At 62.9% G+C, this 18,419-nt stretch carries 16 protein-coding genes; 9 read left to right on the top strand and 7 right to left on the bottom strand.

The genetic code is table 11. The features are described from left to right. The 3 genes from KGJ62_12060 to KGJ62_12050 form a co-directional block, all read left to right on the top strand. The coding region (locus KGJ62_12060; GenBank protein MDE2127314.1) for a hypothetical protein at positions 1-495 on the top strand (495 nt) is incomplete at its 5' end. 324 nt (positions 496-819) lie between these two features. Next, the gene (locus KGJ62_12055; GenBank protein MDE2127313.1) at positions 820-2,106 is read left to right on the top strand and encodes a tyrosine--tRNA ligase; all 1,287 of its coding nucleotides are present in this window, start codon (positions 820-822) and stop codon (positions 2,104-2,106) included. Positions 2,107-2,128: 22 nt separating this feature from the next. Further along, a complete protein-coding gene (locus KGJ62_12050) occupies positions 2,129-2,572 on the top strand; it encodes a hypothetical protein (protein MDE2127312.1) in 444 nt (147 codons plus the stop codon). On the opposite strand, the gene KGJ62_12045 is transcribed toward KGJ62_12050, so the two are convergent. From KGJ62_12045 to KGJ62_12035, 3 genes are read right to left on the bottom strand one after another with little or no spacing between them, the layout of a single operon-like run. Next, positions 2,494-3,831: a M48 family metallopeptidase gene (locus KGJ62_12045; GenBank protein MDE2127311.1), complete on the bottom strand. Its 1,338-nt coding sequence runs from the start codon at positions 3,829-3,831 to the stop codon at positions 2,494-2,496. The two genes, KGJ62_12050 and KGJ62_12045, sit on opposite strands and share 79 nt — an antisense overlap. Beyond that, positions 3,803-4,321, bottom strand: a complete 519-nt coding sequence (gene tpx, locus KGJ62_12040) for a thiol peroxidase (protein MDE2127310.1) — start codon at positions 4,319-4,321, stop codon at positions 3,803-3,805. The genes KGJ62_12045 and tpx overlap by 29 nt, the downstream gene beginning before the upstream one ends. After that, complete coding sequence (locus KGJ62_12035; protein ID MDE2127309.1) at positions 4,318-5,013, bottom strand: ABC transporter ATP-binding protein; 696 nt, start codon at positions 5,011-5,013, stop codon at positions 4,318-4,320. The genes tpx and KGJ62_12035 overlap by 4 nt, the downstream gene beginning before the upstream one ends. Before the next feature lie 154 nt (positions 5,014-5,167). On the opposite strand from KGJ62_12035, the gene KGJ62_12030 reads away from it, so the two are divergent. The 4 genes from KGJ62_12030 to KGJ62_12015 are packed head-to-tail and all read left to right on the top strand — an operon-like array spanning position 5,168 to position 9,490. Then, positions 5,168-6,502 carry a Gfo/Idh/MocA family oxidoreductase gene (locus tag KGJ62_12030; protein MDE2127308.1) on the top strand — a complete coding sequence of 445 codons (1,335 nt, stop codon included), beginning with the start codon at positions 5,168-5,170 and terminating at the stop codon, positions 6,500-6,502. Next, the gene (locus tag KGJ62_12025; GenBank protein ID MDE2127307.1) at positions 6,502-7,356 is read left to right on the top strand and encodes a sugar phosphate isomerase/epimerase; all 855 of its coding nucleotides are present in this window, start codon (positions 6,502-6,504) and stop codon (positions 7,354-7,356) included. Before KGJ62_12030 ends, KGJ62_12025 begins: the two co-directional genes overlap by 1 nt. Further along, entirely contained in the window at positions 7,353-8,402 is a 1,050-nt protein-coding gene (locus KGJ62_12020; protein ID MDE2127306.1) for a dipeptide epimerase, read from the top strand. Before KGJ62_12025 ends, KGJ62_12020 begins: the two co-directional genes overlap by 4 nt. Beyond that, positions 8,399-9,490 (top strand): DUF1611 domain-containing protein, encoded by a 1,092-nt coding sequence (locus tag KGJ62_12015; protein ID MDE2127305.1) that lies wholly within the window; start codon positions 8,399-8,401, stop codon positions 9,488-9,490. Before KGJ62_12020 ends, KGJ62_12015 begins: the two co-directional genes overlap by 4 nt. Here the strand turns inward: KGJ62_12015 and KGJ62_12010 are convergent. Next, positions 9,453-12,191: a phosphoenolpyruvate carboxylase gene (locus tag KGJ62_12010; protein MDE2127304.1), complete on the bottom strand. Its 2,739-nt coding sequence runs from the start codon at positions 12,189-12,191 to the stop codon at positions 9,453-9,455. The two genes, KGJ62_12015 and KGJ62_12010, sit on opposite strands and share 38 nt — an antisense overlap. 101 nt (positions 12,192-12,292) lie before the next feature. Here KGJ62_12010 and KGJ62_12005 point away from each other — a divergent pair, with 101 nt between their 5' ends. Together KGJ62_12005 and KGJ62_12000 are read left to right on the top strand one after the other, a co-directional pair. After that, positions 12,293-13,582: a glycoside hydrolase family 27 protein gene (locus KGJ62_12005; GenBank protein MDE2127303.1), complete on the top strand. Its 1,290-nt coding sequence runs from the start codon at positions 12,293-12,295 to the stop codon at positions 13,580-13,582. A 490-nt stretch (positions 13,583-14,072) separates the two neighbouring features. Next, on the top strand, positions 14,073-14,495 hold the full coding sequence (locus KGJ62_12000; protein ID MDE2127302.1) for a hypothetical protein: 423 nt from the start codon (positions 14,073-14,075) through the stop codon (positions 14,493-14,495). Here KGJ62_12000 and KGJ62_11995 read toward each other — a convergent pair. From KGJ62_11995 to KGJ62_11985, 3 genes are all read right to left on the bottom strand, one after another. Next, positions 14,487-15,623, bottom strand: a complete 1,137-nt coding sequence (locus KGJ62_11995) for an iron-containing alcohol dehydrogenase (GenBank protein ID MDE2127301.1) — start codon at positions 15,621-15,623, stop codon at positions 14,487-14,489. The genes KGJ62_12000 and KGJ62_11995 overlap by 9 nt on opposite strands. Then, on the bottom strand, positions 15,623-16,897 hold the full coding sequence (locus KGJ62_11990) for a glutamine synthetase (GenBank protein ID MDE2127300.1): 1,275 nt from the start codon (positions 16,895-16,897) through the stop codon (positions 15,623-15,625). Before KGJ62_11990 ends, KGJ62_11995 begins: the two co-directional genes overlap by 1 nt. Before the next feature lie 91 nt (positions 16,898-16,988). Beyond that, a complete protein-coding gene (locus tag KGJ62_11985) occupies positions 16,989-18,395 on the bottom strand; it encodes an aldehyde dehydrogenase family protein (GenBank protein MDE2127299.1) in 1,407 nt (468 codons plus the stop codon). Positions 18,396-18,419 lie beyond the last annotated feature (24 nt).

Raw genomic sequence — 18,419 nt, 5'->3', positions numbered from 1 at the left:
GCAGCCACCCTGGTCGGCTCGGGATGCGGCGGCGGAGCCGGCCTGGCCACAGTCACTCGCACGTCACGTCCCCGGACGGTCGACGGCATCACGTTCAGCCAGGTCGTCACTAGAACTACGAACTCTGGGACCAGTTGGCTGTCGATAACGTTCACGGTGGCCAACGGCACAAAAGGCAGCGTGACTTGGGCGGGGTACCCGTTTTTCATCGGGACGGCAACCAGCGCAGACGGACGGGTTACACCGATCCCCGAGGCGCAGGGGGGGACCCTTGGCCAGGGTGGGTCCGCCGTTGACGTCGCGCCCGGCACGTCGCAGAGTGTCACCGAAGACAGCCCGGACCTCGCAACCGGAATGTACACGGTGGTCACGTACCCAGAGAATGCCCTGTTTGGATCGGTCTTTGGCGAGAATAGCCTGGGTGGCCCTGCCTCTATGCCGGGCGACCCCGCCACGACGGAAAATGCTAACCCGGTGACGATCTGGGTACCGTAGAGGCGCTGGAATCCGATTCCGGCCCAAGCGGCCGTGCCGCTAGCAATATGGCGGCGCCAGCGGGTACGGGATGGTGTTCGCGGTAACCGTCAGCGCGCCGTACACCTTCGCTGCGGAATCCAGCTGCGACGGCGCCGCGGATGGCGGCGGTTGGTTCAGCGGGCCAACAACTACCCCGAGGCTCAGCCGGGCCGGTTCACACAACTCGTCCAGGGCGACCGTCCTCAGAGTTCGCCGTGAACGCCTGTGTCGCTTTACCAGTTACTGCACCGGCCCACCGGCACGTGGCCGGAGTATACTCTTGCATCCGGCACGCTAGCGCGGCTGGAGTGCAATGCGAGGGGAGTTGAAAGCACGGTGGCGTCTAACTCAGAACTGTTTCCGGAGCATATTGTAACGGCAGCGAACGATCTGCGGCGCGGCGCGGTCGGCGTCGCGCCGGAAGCGGGACTCGAGGCGAAGCTGCTCCTGTCGGAAACCGAGAAGCGGCCGCTTCGGGTCAAGCTTGGGCTGGACCCCACTGCGCCGGATATTCACCTGGGATTCGCGGTGGTGCTCCGCAAACTCCGCCAGTTTCAGGATCTGGGTCACCAGGTGGTGATCATCATTGGCGACTATACGGCATTGATCGGCGATCCGTCGGGGCGCTCAACAACGCGGCCAATGCTCACCGACGAGGAGATAGAGGCGAACGGCGCTACATACGTTGAGCAACTGGCCCGTATTCTCGACCCGGCAAAAACCGAGGTGCGCTTCAACAGTGAATGGCTGGGACGCCTCACCTTTGCCGAATTGGTGCGGTTGGCCACAAGAATGACAGTGGCTCAGGTGCTGGAGCGTGACGACTTTGCCGAGCGATTTGCCTCGCACCAGCCAATCAGTCTGCACGAGCTTCTCTATCCGCTGGCACAGGCGTACGACTCCGTGGCGATCGACGCCGACGTGGAGATGGGCGGCCAGGATCAGACCTTCAATATCCTGGCCGGACGCGCGCTTCAACGCGAACTTGGCCGACCGGAGCAGATAGGCTTCTTTATGCCGCTGCTCGTCGGGCTGGATGGCACAAAGAAGATGAGCAAGTCGCTAGGCAACTACGTCGGGATTGCCGAAACGCCGATTGAGATGTTCTCCAAACTCATGTCGATACCGGATACGCTGCTGGAGAGCTACTTCATCAGCTGCACCCTGACGCCCGTCCAACGTATCGAGCAGTTGGTCGCCGATGTGGCGCAGGGTTCGATCAATCCACGCGACGTCAAGCGCGAGCTGGCGAGGAACGTGGTGGCGATGTACCATTCCGAGAGCGCTGCGGAACGTGCCGACGCAGAATGGATGCATGTGCATTCGGAAGGGGGCCTTCCAGAGGAGATTCCGGAGGCCTTGCTGCCGGCCGATCTGGTTCGCAACGGCAAGGTCTGGATTTGCAGGCTCCTCGTTTCGACCGGCATGGCCGGTGGCACCGGCGATGCCAGGAGGCTGGTGGAACAGGGCGCTGTGGTGCTGAATGGCGCCAGAGTGGCCGACTCTGCCGCTGAGCTGGCGCCGGCCGATCTGACCGGCGCGATTCTGCAGGTGGGGCCAAAACGGTTTGTTCGAATCAAGGCGGATTGAGGTTGCCACAAGGGGTTGATGGATGAGCATTCTGTACTACATCATCGAGTTTGTCGTTGTGACGGTGATCTATGGACTGCCGGTTTACATCATCGCGCGCAAATGCGAGCACGAGCTGGCGTGGCTCGCCTGGATTCCTTTCGGATTTCTGTGGCTGCAGTGGGACCTCTCCGGGGTCGATACGATCTGGCTGCTTCTGTCGTTCGTACCTGTTTTCGGTACCATCGGTATGGCTGTAATATGGATGGGTATCGCGGAAACTACCAACAAGCCCGCAATCCTGGGCGTGCTGATGGTGATTCCGCTGGTCAACTTGCCTCTCGGCTACTCCCTGGCGACTTATGAGCCGCGCGAACGGGGGCAGAGAGGCGCGCTGCGTACGCGCAGTCAGTTGGCGCTCGAACCCGCAGCGTCGTTGTATTCCAGTGCAAACCGGATCCGCTCGTCCAGCGGCGGATGGGAGTAGAACCAGAACCGTATCAGCGCCGGTGGATTTGGGTCGTCGTAGTCACGCTCAGCAAAGCCGACGAACAGGCGGGCCATGTCGTTGTTCCGGTGCGTGAGGCGTAAGCCGAAGGCGTCGGCCCGGTGCTCCAGATACCGTGACTCCAGATTTGCCACCGGCTGCTGAACCCACAGGAACAGGCTAATCGTCAGCGAGATGACGGGTAGGGCAGCCATATCCAGAATCGAGCGCGTGTGTGCCCAGCCGCGCAGCCGCCGCTCCAACGCGGGCAGCAGCATGTCGGCAAGCCACAGAAACACGCCAAGGCCGGCGACCTGCGACGCGGTCTCCACCCACACGTGGCCCTCCACGTAGTGGCCCATCTCGTGGCCAACCATCGCCAGTACCTCGCCCTCCGGCAGTTCGTGGACGGCGGTATCGTTGATGACGATCCGTGCGCTTGGTCCCAATCCGGTTACGTAAGCATTCACATGCGTTGTCCGTTTGCTGGTGTTCTCCACCAGCAGTTCGGCGCCTGTGATGCCGGCGCGCCGCTCCAGTCGTTCAATCTGCGTGCGCAGGTCGCCGCTCGGCAGCGGTGTGTAGTGGTTGAACAGCGGCGCTATCAGCACCGGCTGAATCAAAGTGCTGAGCACCACCAGCGGGGTCAGGATCGCCCAGAGCGTGAGCCACCATCGAGCGCCCAGCCGGTTGTAGACACGGTACGCCAGCCAAAGGACCGGCGCCCAGACGAGTTGAAGCACAAAGTCGAGCGCCGAATCGCGCAAGATGCCCAGGTTGCTCTCACGGCTAAAGCCGTATGCGCGCTCGATGTGAATGCTGGCGAGCGTCAGCGGCAGGCTCCAGGCGGTAAGTGCAAGAGTGAAGCCGGCATAGAACAGCGCCAGCGGGAGCAGCCGTGGCGGCTGACCCTCCTGCGGCGCCGACGTGTGGAGCGCGGCGTAGATGGCGGTGCGCAGTCGCGCCGATGCTCCGCTGACGAGGAAGAGCAAGAGGCCGCCAAAGCTCCACGGCATGCCGACGAACAGCATCCAGTAGCCGTCGCGTTGGTAGGCGATTGCCTTTGCCGGCAGATGAATGGCAAAGGAACGAGCCGGCGGGCGCTTCACATGACCCGATGTGGCGGCCGTCGCAGGTTTCGCGGCGCTCTGCAGCGAGTGTCCTGGCTCACCCCATGCGATCAGGAGCGTCGCGGCGGTTAATGTGAGCAGCCGGCGGGCGCTTCGCGCTTTAGGCCACCGCACGGAGAGCCGCGTCATAATCGGGCTCCTGAGCGATCTCCGGCACATACTCCACGTGTGTCAGCTTGCCGTCGGTCCCAACCACAAAGACCGCCCTGGCCAGCACGCGCGCCAGCGGTCCCTCGGCGACCAGCGTTCCATAAGCGCGACCAAACGAAACATCGCGATGGTCCGATGCGCACTCCAGCTTGTCAATATTCTCGGCGCCGCAAAACCGGCCCTGGGCAAACGGCAGGTCTGCGCTCACCGTGAGCACGGCGACGCCGTCCGGCAGCGCAGCGGCGCGCTGGTTGAAAGTTTTGGTCTGCGTGGCACACACGCTGGTATCCAGTGAAGGCACCACCGAGATAATCAATTGGCGCCCGGCATAGTCCGAGAGTTTCACGTCTTCCAGGCCGGCCGTGGTCCGCTTCTGAAGGTCAAACTCGGGCGCCTTGTCGCCGGGCTTCAATTCCGGACCCTCCACGCGTATCGGCGTTCCCATAAACGTTACAGTTCTGTCGCTCATTCCTGCTTCGCTCCTTCTCCAACTGCTTGCGCCCGCCCTTCCGAGTGGGTCAGGCTGCCGTCGGCCAGGTGGTAGATCCGATCCGCCTTCTCCAGCATCGCGGCGTCGTGTGTCACCACCACCACACACCCGCGATCACGGTATCCATAAAGCAGGTCTATTACCGCCCGGCCGTTCTCAGAATCGAGCGCCGCGGTGGGCTCATCGGCAAAAATCACGTCCGGTAATCCGGCCATCGCGCGCGCCACGGCCACCCTCTGCTTTTCTCCACCGGACAACTGTGGCGGATACCGGTCTTTCAGCCTCTCCAGTCCAAGCCGGCGCAGCAGCGCCTCAATTCGGTCCCGGCCTCCGGCGCTGCCGTTGGTGGATACCAGAACATTCTCGGCCGCAGTGAGATAGTTTAGCAGATAGGCCTGTTGGAAGACGAAGCCGAAGTGCTCGCGACGTAGCGCAACGCGCTGCCGCTCGCCCATGGCGTTGAGAGTTTGGCCGCCCGCCAGCACCTCGCCGGAAGTAGGGCGTTTCAGCCCGCACAGCAGGTAGAGCAGCGAGCTTTTGCCCGAGCCGCTCGGTCCCATAATCCCAACGAAACCACGCTCAGAAAGTGCAAGCGTTACATCCCGGACGGCTGTGGTGGTCCTGTCACCATCAAAATAGCTCAGCGTGAGGTGGTTGGCTTCAATTCGCATGGAGTGCTGGAGGAGGTGCTCCAGATAGTACCCGGCATTCTTCATGCCGGCGGGCAGGAGTTCTGCCTCAAGTAACCGAACCTGTGAATCGCAGCGGAGCGTGCACGACGTTGCCGCCTCAATCACAACCACCCGCCGCTTCAGGAGATAAAAGTTGCCAGAGAAACCCCGGTTCAACGTTACCCGCCGCGCGCTCCTCAGCAGCGCCACGGCGTCACTCGTAGCGGCTGGCCTGCCGCAGTGGTTCGCCGCAGAGGCCGCAGCCGAAACGCTGGAGACCAGATCGGCGCGGAAGCGCAAGCTTGATCAGAATAGCCAGATCCAGGCCGGCGTCATCGGGCCAGGTGGCAGCGGCGGCGGCTTCGCTCAGGGCTTGAATGATGCCCGCAACCTGAACGGACACGACGGCGCGAAGATCATCGCCGTGTGCGACGTGGATGATACGCACCGCGACGAGGCCGCGGCCGCCTTTGGACCCGGTACGCAGAAGTTTCACGACTTTCGCGACCTACTGGCGCGCCCCGAGATCGACGCCGTTGTCATCGGTACGCCGGACCATTGGCACGTGCTGGCTGCCATCGCTGCGCTCAGGGCGGGCAAGCACGTCTATTGCGAAAAGCCGCTCACGCTGTTTATCGAGCAGGGAATCAAGCTGGTCCAGGTAGCCAAGGAGAGCGGCAAGCGGTTTCAGGTTGGAAGCCAGCAGCGGTCCGACGCGCGGTTTCGGCTCGCGTGTGAACTGGTTCGTAACGGACGGATCGGCCGAATCTCGCAGGCAGTGGCGCATCTTCCCACCGGTCCAACCGGCGGTCCATTTGCGGTGCAGCCGGTGCGCACAGGGCTGGACTGGAACTTCTGGCTGGGACCGACGCCTGCTACCGATTACGTGCCCGAGCGCTGCTTCGGCAACTTCCGCTGGTGGCTGGAGTACTCCGGCGGCATGCTGACGGACTGGGGAGCGCACCACAACGATATCTGCCAGTGGGGACTCGGCACCGAGCACACCGGTCCCGTGAAGGTGCAGGCTTTTGGTAAGGGCCCGATCATCGGCGAGGAGTGCTACAGCACCTTCCCCGAGTTCGACGTCACATCAACGTTTGCCGATGGCAGAACGATCCTCTCCACCAACAAGGGAGATAACGGCGTAACCTTCAACGGCGAAAACGGCCAGTGGATTTTCGTCAGCCGGAGCGACATCAAGGCCAGCGATCCCACGCTTCTCACCGAGCCGCTGCAAAGCGATGCGATCCGCCTGTACAAGTCCGATGACCACATGGGCAACTTCCTGGATTGCATTCGCGACGGCAAAGAGACCATCTGTCCGGCTGAAATCGGACACCGATCCGTCTCCATCTGCCATCTCTGCAACATCTCGCTGAGGCTGGATGGCCGCATCCTGAACTGGGACCCCGACAAGCAGCAGATGGTGGGTGACAAAGAGGCACAGGCGATGACCTCGAGGCCGATGCGCCATCCCTGGACGCTATAGTGCCGCCCTGGACCTACGGGTTCAACACCAGCACCATACGCCCGCACATCGTGCCGCTGCCCGAAATCGTACGAATGGTGGCGGCCGCCGGCTATGGCGCCTTTGAACCCTGGATGGATGAGCTGGACCGCTTTGTGGCACAAGGCGGCAGCCTCCACGACCTTCGGAGCTGTATCGAGGATGCCGGCATAACCGCCGCAAGCGCAATCGGCTTCTTCAACTGGATTGTGGATGACGATGCGGAGCGCCGGCAGGGCCTGGAAGAAGCCCGGCGCTGCATGGAGGTGGTAGCCGCGATCGGCGGCGGCATGATCGCCGCACCACCAATGGGTGCTACCGAGCAGCGCGACCTCGACCTCCGTCGCGCAGCAGAGCGGTACGCAGTTCTGATGGAACTTGGCGCTCAATTTGGCGTAAAGCCGCTGCTCGAGGTCTGGGGCTTCTCGACCACCTTGCAGCGGCTCGGTGAAGCTGCCTGTGTCGCCCTGGAGTGCGGTAGGGCCGATGCCGGCCTCCTTCTGGATGTCTATCACCTGCACAAGGGCGGTTCCGGCTTTACCGGTCTGCCTTATCTTCAGGGCGGTCTGGTGCCGCTCTTCCACGTGAACGACTACCCGGCTTCGATCCAACCTGAGGCGCTTACCGATGCAGACCGCGTCTATCCCGGCGACGGTGACGCGCCGTTTTGTGATATTGTGGCCGCGCTCTACTCGATGAACTTCTCCGGCACTCTTTCACTGGAGCTGTTCAACGAAGCCTACTACGCCCTGCCGCCGGAGCAGGTGGTGCGCGAAGGGTTGCGCAAAACGCAGGAGATCGTAGCTGCCGCCACAGCGCGGCTGCAGCACCGATGAACGTATCGTGCCGGCAGTTCCGCATCACCAAGCGGCATCCGCTGACGATCAGCCGGGGCACCAGCGCCTTTTCGGACAATCTGCTGGTAAGCATCGACCACGACGGCATCACGGGACTCGGCGAAATGGCGCCCACATCAGGTGGCGATGCTCCCGAAACGGCTGAGGATGCCGAGCGCCGGATCACCGCACTCTCTCCCTATCTGGCAGAGTGCGCGCCGTGGGAGTTTCAGCGAATCGAGGCTCTCATCGAGCAGGTATCGATGACGGCTGCAGCCGCCGCAGCTCTGGATATTGCCATGCACGACTGGATCGGCAAGCGGGCCGGCATGCCGCTAGCCGATCTGTTCGGCGGCTACAAGGCTCGGATTCCGGACACGACCATCACCATCGGCATCTCCGCGCTCGATTCCATCGCCGAGCGGGTCGCGGAGGTGACTGCCCGGTACAACCGCCCCTGCATCAAGGTCAAACTCGGCAACCCGGAAGGCATAGAAGCCGATCAGGCGTTGGTGTCGGCGATCCAGGCTGTGCCGCACTCGCCGGCGGTTTGGATAGGCGACGCAAATGGTGGTTGGACGGTGGAGTCTGCGCTCATCATGATCAAGTGGCTGGAGCTATGCGGGTGTCGCGCCGTGGAGCAGCCTTTGCCACGAGGTCAGGAAGCTGATCTGCCAAAGCTGCACAAGTCCGCCGGAATTCCGATCTACCTGGATGAAAGCGTCCGCACTTCGCGTGACATTCCGGCGATTGCCAGGGCGGTAGATGGCATCAACATCAAGCTGATGAAGTCGGGTGGCCTCCGGGAGGCGATCCGCATGGTGCATACAGCTCGGGCACACTCGCTCAAAGTCATGGTGGGATGCATGTCGGAATCGTCGTTGGCAATATCGGCGGCTGCCGCCATAACGCCTTACGTGGATCACGCCGACCTCGACAGCCACCTCAACCTCGTCGACGATCCGTTTCGCGGCGCCGTTTACAGCGAGCGTCGCATCGTTCCGACGGACCTCGCCGGTGTTGGCGCCGTACCCATCACTGGATGACCGCGCAGCAGACCCATCGCATCACGCCGGACGACCAGTTGGTGCTGCTGATGCACGGGCACCTCACCGCCGGTTTCGGCAAGATGGGTCTCGGGCTGCTTCGCTACTCGCCGGCGGCTGTTACCGCCGTGGTAGACCGCGACCACGCGGGCGAAGACCTCCGGCTCTTGACGGGCATTCCGCGGGACGCGCCGATCGTGGCCACGATGGCCCAGGCGCTGCGCCATGGCGGCACGATTCTTGCGCCCGGCGTTGCCGCCCCGGGCGGTACATTGCCGCCCGACTACTGGCCCGAGATTGAGGAAGCGCTTGCCGCCGGACTTTCGCTGGTGAACGGCCTGCATGCGCCACTGGCGGACAATCCGCGGCTGAAGATCCGGCTGCGGCCGGGCCGATGGATTTGGGATATCCGCCAGGAGCCCGAAGGGCTTGAGCCGGGTCTGGGCAGGGCTGCCGCGCTGCCGAACACGCGCATCCTTACCGTTGGCACCGACATGGGTATCGGCAAGATGACCGCATCCCTCGAAATGCATGCGGCGGCTCGCAGCCGCGGTCTCCGTTCCACGTTCGTCGCGTCGGGACAAATCGGAATCGCGATCTCCGGCGACGGCGTACCCGTGGATGCTGTCCGCGTGGATTTCGCGTCCGGCGCCGTGGAACGATCGGTGCTGAGCGCAGCCTCAGATGCCGACTTCCTGTTCATCGAGGGCCAGGGCTCGATATTGCACCCGGCCTCCACGGCCTGGCTGCCCCTCATACGGGGCTCATGTCCCACCCACATGGTACTGGTTCACCACGCCGCAAGTCAGTCGCTTCACCGGCTGCCGGAAGTCGCCATTCCGCCTCTCAGCAAAGTGGTACGCCTCTACGAGCAGGTGGCGGCCATTGCGGGCGCCGCCCAGCCGCCGCCGCGCGTGGCTGCGATTGCCCTGAACACCGCCGGAATGAGCGATGCCGATGCCGCTTCAGCCGTGGAATCGACGGAGACCAACACCGGCCTGCCGACCGCGGATGTGCTTCGCGGCGGCGCCGGCAAGCTGGTTGATGCGATTATCCGGTGTTCCGGAGCCCGGCCGCTATCCCGTTGATTGTGGCGGCAAGGGCATAGTCGAGATCCTCGCCCGTCTCGCCGGCGCGTTTCCGCCGCAGCAGATCCACCTGCATCAGACTCATCGGGTCCACATACGGATTGCGAAGACGGATCGACTCGGCCAGCGCCGGCATCTTCTCCAGCAAGTGCCCCTGCCTGGTGACCAGCAGCGTCATGTTGAGTGTGCGTTCGTACTCCGCCCGTATCGTCTCAAAAACGGTCTCCCGGATGCTGCTGTTCCGCACCAGTTCGGCATAACGGGCGGCAATGCGCATGTCGGCCTTCGCGAGCGCAGTCTCCACGTTCCGCATCATATCTTCAAACAGTGGAAACCTCACCACCATATCCTGCAGCACCGCCAAGTGCGAGGGCGAAGCCTCGACGAGCGCCTCCAGCGCGGCGCCCACGCCAAACCACCCCGGCAAAACGTGCCGGCTCTGCATCCAGCCAAACACCCAGGGAATGGCTCGAAGGTCTTCCAGGCCGGTCCGGACACTGCGCCGGGTTGGGCGCGAGCCGATGCGGGCATGCTCCAGCTCCAGAACCGGAGTCGCTTCCTCAAAGTAGGTGAGCGCATCCGGCGATTCGGCAATCCGGCTCCGGTAACATTGATAGGCGCTCGCCGATAGCTGCTCCATCGTCCACTCCCAGGCCGGGAGGATTTCGGCGCCCCAACCGCCGGACCGGGTCAGCGCCTCGAGCGATGCGGCAACCATCAGCTCCAGGTTGCGAGCAGCAATCTTCACGTCGCTGTACTTCCAGTTCAGCACCTCACCCTGCTCGGTAATCCGTAGTGCGCCGTCAAAGGCGTCGGGCGGCTGCGCGGCAATCGCGCGGTGTGTCGGGCCACCGCCTCTGCCCACCGTTCCGCCGCGGCCGTGGAAAAGCGAGAGATCCACACTGCACTTCTTTGCAACGGCGTGCAGAGCGCGATGCGCCTTGAATATCTCCCAAGTGCTCGTCAGCATTCCACCGTCTTTGTTTGAATCGCTATAGCCCAGCATCACCTCCTGCCGATAGTCCCACGAGCTGAGCAGAGGCTCCCACTCCGGCATGCTCCAGACTTCACCGCAAACATCTGCGCAGCGGCGGAGATCGTCAATCGATTCAAACAGCGGAACCGGCATCAACCCTGGTCGGCCATGCCGCACGCCTTCTACCGCGATGCCGGCAGTTTGGCAAAGCCACACGGCATGCAGCAGGTCCTGCGGCTGTCGCGCCCCGCTGATTACATATCGCGTGATTGCAGCCGGGTGATCTCGGCGGATAGCAGCCACCTCCCGCAGCGTGGCCATAAGCGCGTGGGTATCGTCAGATACGGCCGAAAGCCGCTCCGGCGTCTGCGCGCCACTTGCAAGGTCGCTTACAGCACGCGCGTGAACACGTGCATGTTGGCGGATATCCAGTGTGCACAGATGGAATCCGAACGTGACGATCTGCAACAGCAGGGGACCGAGGTACCGCTCGGCGATCCGGCCGCCGCGGTTTTGCATCAGGCTTCTGAAAGCGATGCGTACGTCTTCATCGAAATAACCGGGTTCGGCGTAGGCCGCAGTCCCACCGTTCAGTGTCTCATCGAGGCGATGCCCAATCCAGTTAAACCAGCGCCGGTAGATCTCCACGCTGGAGCCATAGCCACGTGGTCCGGGCTGCCGCTCGGCCGCGTCAAGCGCCGCCACTAGCTCATCGGAAACACCACACTGCAGCGCGGAGCTGCTCACCAGCCTCTGCAGCCGCTGTACCGACTTACGATATGTGTTCAACACCAGCCTGCGTGCCATCTCAACGGCATCGCGGGTGCAATCGGCCGTCACATTGGGATTTCCATCCGCATCCCCGCCGATCCATGAACCAAAGCGTACAATCGGCCGCATCGCCAATGGATCCATAGTCGAACCGTAAGTTGCCAGAAAGCTCTCTTCACACTCTGCATAAAGAGCCGGAACGGCCTCCACAATAACCTGCTCGAAGTAGTCGAGCCCCATCCGTATCTCCGCGTTTACCGTTGGGCGTTCGCGTCGCACCTCATCGGTTTGCCACAGAGCGGTGATTTCGGCCAGGATTTCGGCCTCGCGTTCCCCAGCTTCGCGATCGGTGAGCGGCAGCCAGTCGAGCTGCTCGATCTGGTGACCGATCGCGTGCCTTTTGGCGAGGATCGTGCGCCGGGCCGTCTCTGTAGGATGCGCCGTGAACACCGGCGTCACTTCCACCCGGTCAAGCAGCCGCCGCACATCTTCATCAAATATCCATGCCGCACGGAGGCGCAGCAGCGTTCCGTGTATTGAGCCCGGCTGTGGCGCGGCGCCAGCCGTCACCTGGGCGGCTCGCAGTCGCCGCTTCCTGTGATTTGCCTCGGCGAGGTTCGTCAGTTCAAAGTAGATAGCAAACGCCTTCGTGAGTGCGTACGTTCGGCTAGTATCGGCGTTGTTACACCGCGCCGCCAGCGGTTCAAGGCCTCCAGCATCGGGCTCGCCGCGATCCATCGCCTCCCGGCGCTCGATCGCCAGCCGGCGGATGGCCTCAACCTCCTCGTACAGCTCGTTTCCGGCCTGTTCCCGCAGTACCACACCCAAGAGCCGGCCCAGTGAGCGTACATCGCGGCGCAGCGGAGCAAGGCGGTGTGCGGGCTCCGCCCCGAGCAGCTCCCGCAGCCGTTCCACCTGCCCATCGGTCGACCACTGCGGCCGTTCACGCGTCATATCTCTTGTCTCCCGGCAACACCAGTGCCGCTCGCCCTCGTTGTGGCCCGCGGGCCGACTCTGTGATACCATGTACCGGGTGGCGAAGGAGATCTACTTCGATGGCAGCACACCGCGCTCAAGCTTTATTGGCCCATCGTCCGCCGATGGGCTGGAACAGTTGGGACTGTTTTGGTCTCGGGGTTCGCGAGTGGGCTGTACGCGCCAATACCGATGCGATGGCCGGATCGCTGGCGGGTCTCGGCTGGGAGTACATCGTGGTGGATGAAGGCTGGTACAACCCGACCGGCGGTACGGCAGGATACTCCGAGAAGGCCGCCATGGATATGGATGGGTTTGGGCGCTTCATTCCCTCCTTCAACCGGTTTCCCAGCGCCGGCCACCAGGCGGGCTTCAAGCCGTTGGCCGACTACGTTCATCGCAACGGGCTCAAGTTTGGTATCCACATTATGCGGGGCATTCCACGCCAGGCCGTCGCAGCTAAAACGCCGATCTTTGGCAGCACGGCGCATGCCCAGGATATCGCCGACCCGACGTCGATCTGCGACTGGAACAGCGTGATGTACGGCGTACATCCGGAGCTTCCCGGCTCACAGGATTGGTACAACTCGCTGATCACGCTGTACAACGCCTGGGGCGTCGACTTCATCAAGGCCGATGACATGAGCCAGCCGTACCATCAAGGCGAGATCCGGCTGCTCCACAACGCGATCGAAAAGGTCGCGCCGGGCATCGTGCTCAGCCTTTCACCGGGACCGACGCCGCTCTCCAGGGCGAGCGACGTGGCTCACCAGGCCGAGATGTGGCGCATATCCGACGACGTTTGGGATCAGTGGGATCATGTGCTGCGCGCATTCGACCTGCTGCCGAACTGGGTGCGGTATGGCGGACCCGGCCACTGGCCGGATGCCGATATGCTGCCGCTGGGTCGGATCGCGCTGCCGCCACAGGAGAGCGACAAGGGCGGTCGGGCATCCAAGCTGACGCACGACGAGCAGTTGACGATGATGACGCTCTGGATCATCGCGCGGTCGCCGCTGATGTTCGGCGGCCATCTCCCGGCGCTCGATCGATTCACGCTCGGCCTGCTCACCAACACGGAAGCGCTCCGCATCCAGCAGCAGGGCGCCGCGCCCGGGCAGATCGACCGAACCTTCAATCTCGTCCGCTGGCTCTCCAATGCGCCCGACGGCAGCCGGTACGTAGCGCTCTTCAACCTCGATCACTCGGGCCTGACCGTTACGGAAAACCTCACCGAGTTCAACGTGCCACTCCCGTGCGACGTCCGCGACGTGTGGGCGCAAAAGAGTCTCGGCCGGCCCTATAACACGCTGAAGCTGGAAATACCACCGCACGGCGTCCGGCTGCTCAAACTCTCATCGGCGATCTAGGGCTGGGCGGATGCGGTCGGCCCGGAGCCATTCGGGCTGGTGCACATACTGCCTGATAGTGCCATCAGCGCTCACGTTCCGAGCCCGACCAACCAACCATGGTCCAACGGTCTTGATGTCTTCCGCGCGCTGTCATTCTGAAAAAGAGGCCGTTGTCATCGCTAGCGGAGCAAAGAACCTCTCTGGCGCGACGGGGTAGCCGCTAAGCGACGACGCGCTTCGCTCCGTTCCAGAGCACGATGTTGGCGCGAGCCGTGCACACCGGCATCGGTGCAAGGCATACGATAACTGTTGCGCATCGCGAGAACCGCGGCGTCTCCACGCATTCGCCGCCGGCAAGGCATTTTGGGCCGCGCCGGTACCCCGCAACAGGACGTAATCGCCCGGAGAGTTCACGGGGCCCGCATCGTCGTATGCGTATGAGCATGGCCGGCCACTCCACCGCTCAGCGCAATTATCCACTCGAATACGGACCGCACATATTGACACTATGACTTCATTCGAACACCCTGTAAAACAACCGCAGCGACAACCGCTCGAGCGCCGGCTGGCGCTATTCTGCCCTGAAAGCTACATCCTGGTGGCTTTATGCCTGTTCGATCTGATCAGCACGCTCTGGCTGATCGCGCTCGGGCATGGAGCGGAAGCAAACCCCGTGATGGGTTTCTATGTGCGCGCCGGCCTGCCGGTTTTCGCGGCGATGAAGCTGCTGCTGGTCTTCGCGCCCGTTGTAGCGCTCGAGGTTCTCCGTCGGCGCCGTCCGCGGTTCATCCGGCTTATGCTGCGCGTCGGCATTGCCGCATACGCGTTCTGCTACGGCTTCGGGATCTACCAGATCAACGCGCAGCACCAGCGCCAGATGCATGAGCAGACGATGCAGCTCACGCCGGCCGTGATCCCGCCATTACAGTGAGCTGCGGTAAAGCTGCTCCATAATTGACCGGTCGCAAGGCATGGGGTTGTTCACGTGGCAGCCGTCCTGAATGGCCAGCTCTGCCATCGGCGCGATCATCGCTTCCGTAATGCCGTAATCGCTCAAGTGCGGCGAGATTCCCAGTTCCGCATTGAGGCGGCGTATCCAGTTGGGGAGCGCGGCGGGTTCCGATCCGATATCCAGCAGCCGCCCGATTTCAGCATAGGCGTCATGGCAGGCCTTCGCATTGAACTCCAGTACCGCGGGCAGCAGCACTGCGTTGGTAAGACCGTGATGCATGCCGGCCATACTCGAAAGCGGGTGCGCCAGCGAATGCGTGGCGCCAAGGCCCTTCTGGAAAGCCGTTGCGCCCATGATAGCCGCCATCATCATGTCGGCCCTGGCCGCCAGGTCATCGCCATTCCGGAACGCCCGGACCAGACTGGAACTGCATAAGCGCAGTCCGCCGATGGCAATGGCGTCAGCCATGGGATGATACGGCGTGGCCAGCCGCGCCTCCAGATTGTGCGTGAGCGCATCCATGCCCGTCCATGCCGTTATCGATGACGGCATGGAAGCGGTGAGGAGCGGATCGCAGAGCGCCGCATCGGGCATCAGGCCCGGATGGAAGAAGACGGTCTTCCGCCGGTTGGACCGGCAGATAATGACCGCGCTCCGGCCAACCTCGCTGCCCGTGCCGGCGGTAGTCGGCAGCGCAAGCAGCGGCGGCATCTGCTGGACGATCTTCGCATCGCCGCCGATGTTGTCATCGTACTGCTCCATCGGCCCGTGGTGATCGATCCTCATCCGGACCGCCTTGGCGGCGTCCAGTGCGCTGCCGCCACCAACCGCCACCAGAATGTCGGCGCCGGCCTGTCTCCATGCCTCCACGCCGCAGTCGACGTTCTCCTCCGTCGGATTCGCATCCACGCCCGAGAATATCGCCGTCACGAGTCCGGACGCCCGCAGTGAAGCCTCCACTGGCCGCGTCAAGCCCGCGCCGAGAACGCCGGGGTCGGTAACCAGCAGTGCCGTGCGCGCTCCCAGCGCCTTGGCAGTTTCGCCGGTCTCTTCCGCCGCACCCTCGCCAAAAACGATCCTGGTGGGAAATGAAAACCGGCTCAGCACTAGATCACCTCAAAGTAGCGCCGAAGCTCCCAGTCGGTCACGGCACCGCCGGCGGCGCGCCACTCTGCATCGCGAGTCATGCAGAAATGGTCCACAAATGGGTCACCGAACCACGATCGCGCCACCTGGCTGTTCCGGAGGCGTTGTGTCGCCTCGTGCAGGCTCAGGGGCAGGGTGGGCACGTTCTGTTCCTCATACGCGTTTCCCGATGTCGGCGCCGTGGGTTCCAACGTCTCCTTTATCCCATGGAGGCCGGCAGCCAGGCACGCGGCCAGAGCAAGATGCGGTGACGCGTCCGCGCCCGGTATGCGCGTCTCGATGCGCGTTGCGGCGGATGTGAGGCCGGGTATTAGCCGCAGCGCATTGGTCCGGTTCTCTACGCCCCATGTGGCCGCGACGGGCGCCCAGGCGCCCGGTACCAGCCGCTTGTAGCTGTTTATTGTTGGCGCGAGCATCGCCATGAACTCCGGCAGGAACTGCTGCTGCCCGGCTAGATAGTTGAGCGCCAGGAACGATGCGCCGAACGCGCGGTCGTGGGCGGCAAACACATTCTCCCGGTTGGTCGGCTCCAACAGACTCTGGTGCACGTGGCCGCCACAGCCGGGCAGATCGGCGTTCCACTTAGCCATGAATGATGCAGTGAGGCCATGCTGGCGAGCGATCTCTTTGACCGTGGCTTTGAACAGCCCGGCCGAATCTGCCGCCGTTACTGCGTCGTCATAACGCAGCGATGCCTCAAATGCGCCCGGACCGGTTTCGGTATGGAAACCTTCCAGTTCAATGCGAACGCCCTCCAAGGCAGCGAAAAGCGCATCCACAAACTCCGGCCGACTGGTAGCGCGCGCCAGGCTGTAGCAGAACATTCCCGGGGATTCCGGCCTGGGATCAACGTACTGCTTCGCATGCAGTGAGCCGGCCGACTCGTCAAAAAGAAAGAATTCGTACTCTACCGCGGTGCGCGGCAGGTATCCCATTTGCGCTGCAGCGGCTGTTATGCGCTTGAGGAGTCCTCGCGGGCAGAACGGCAGTTCCGTACCGTCACGCCGGTAGTAATCCACCAGCGCCATGGCCGTGTGCTGTTCCCATGGTATGTACCGGAATGTGGCGGGATCAATCTTTGCCAGCAAGTCCGGAAAACCGGTATGCCAGCCGGTATAGCCGCCGGTTCCGTACAACGCGTCGGCGCAATCCCAGCCGAAGATGACATCGCAGAATCCCAGGCCGCCCTCCAATGCCGACAGATACTTGGCTGCAGAGAGGTACTTGCCACGCATCACTCCATCGATATCGAATCCGCTAACGCGCACCCGGTTGGTGCGGTTCTGCTGCAGCTCCTGCCTCAGGTTGGTACGCGGCGAAGTCACATCATCGCTCCATATCCGCCCAGACGCACTTCAGGCGCGTGTACTGTTCCACGGCATTCCGGCCTAAATCCGTGCCAAATCCCGACTGTTTCCATCCGCCAAACGGCGCGCAGCTGTCGAAGCCGTTGAAGGTGTTCAGCCACACCACGCCGGCCTCCAGCGCATCGGCCATTCGGTGAGCCCTTGCTACGTCGCGCGTCCATACCGAGGCGGCCAGACCGTACATCGAGTTGTTCGCAATCTCCAGAGCTTCGACTTCATTATGAAACTTCAAAATGCTCAGTACCGGACCGAATATCTCCTCCTGCGCAATCTTCATTCCGGCCGTCACATCGGCGAAAACAGTCGGCTGGCAGAATGAACCCGCCGCATTCGCACCGGTAACATCCCTGCCGCCTCCGGCCATAAGTCGGGCGCCTTCCGCCTTTCCAATGGTGACATAGCCGAGAATGCGGTCCAGCTGCGCAGGTGAAACCTGCGAGCCAATCACCGTCTCGGGATCGGTCGGATCGCCAACCTTTAGCCTGGCGGCGCGCTCAGCCACGCGCTTCACCACCTCTTCATAAAGGTCCGCGTGCACCAACAGACGGCTAGCCGCGTTGCAGATTTCGCCTTTGTTTACAAATATTCCGCCCGCCAGCTTGTCGAGTGCGCGCTCCAGGTCGGCATCGGGAAAGATAATGAAGGGAGACTTGCCACCAAGCTCCAGCGAAACCCGCTTCAGATTGGATTCCGCCGATGCGATCATCAGTTTCCGGCCGGTGGCCGTGCTGCCGGTAAAGGCGATCTTGTCCACGCCGCGATGCCGCGCCAGGGCATCACCCGTAGTGGCTCCGTAGCCGGTCACCACATTCACAACCCCGTCGGGTATGCCGGCTTGGCGGCAGTAACCCGGCAAACGCAGTGCCGTCAGCGGCGTGAGTTCGGAAGGCTTGATCACAATACTGTTGCCGCATGCCAGCGCCGGAGCAGCCTTCCAGCATGCCAGCAGCAAGGGATAGTTCCAGGGCACGATAGCAGCTACAACGCCCACCGGCGCGCGGAGTGTGTACGTCAGAAAGGGACCATCTACCGGAATCGTTTCGCCGCAGACAGATCGGACCAGACCCGAGCAGTAGTGAAAGATATCCGCCGCCGGGGGCAGGTCGCCTCGCCCGGCTTCCCGCACGGTCTTCCCATTGTTGGCCGATTCCAGCCGCGCCAGGTCATCCTGATCGGCACGGATGATATCGCCCAGTCGCCAGAGCGCTTCGGCGCGTTCGGAGGCCGGCATCGAGCGCCAGACGCCGGTATCCGCGGTATCGCGTGCGCGCCGCACGGCTCGCTCCACGCCTTCCGCGCCTTCGTCCGGCAGGGTGGTGAGCAGGGCGCCCGTTGCCGGATTGTGTATCTGCAGGTCGCGGCTCATTCAAACTCCCCGGAAATCGCCCCA

The sequence above is a fragment of the Armatimonadota bacterium genome, from assembly GCA_028871815.1.
Lineage (GTDB): Bacteria > Armatimonadota > Chthonomonadetes > Chthonomonadales > Chthonomonadaceae > REEB205.
Note: the sequence above shows the minus strand (reverse complement) of the source record. Positions and strands in the feature narration are given on the sequence as shown.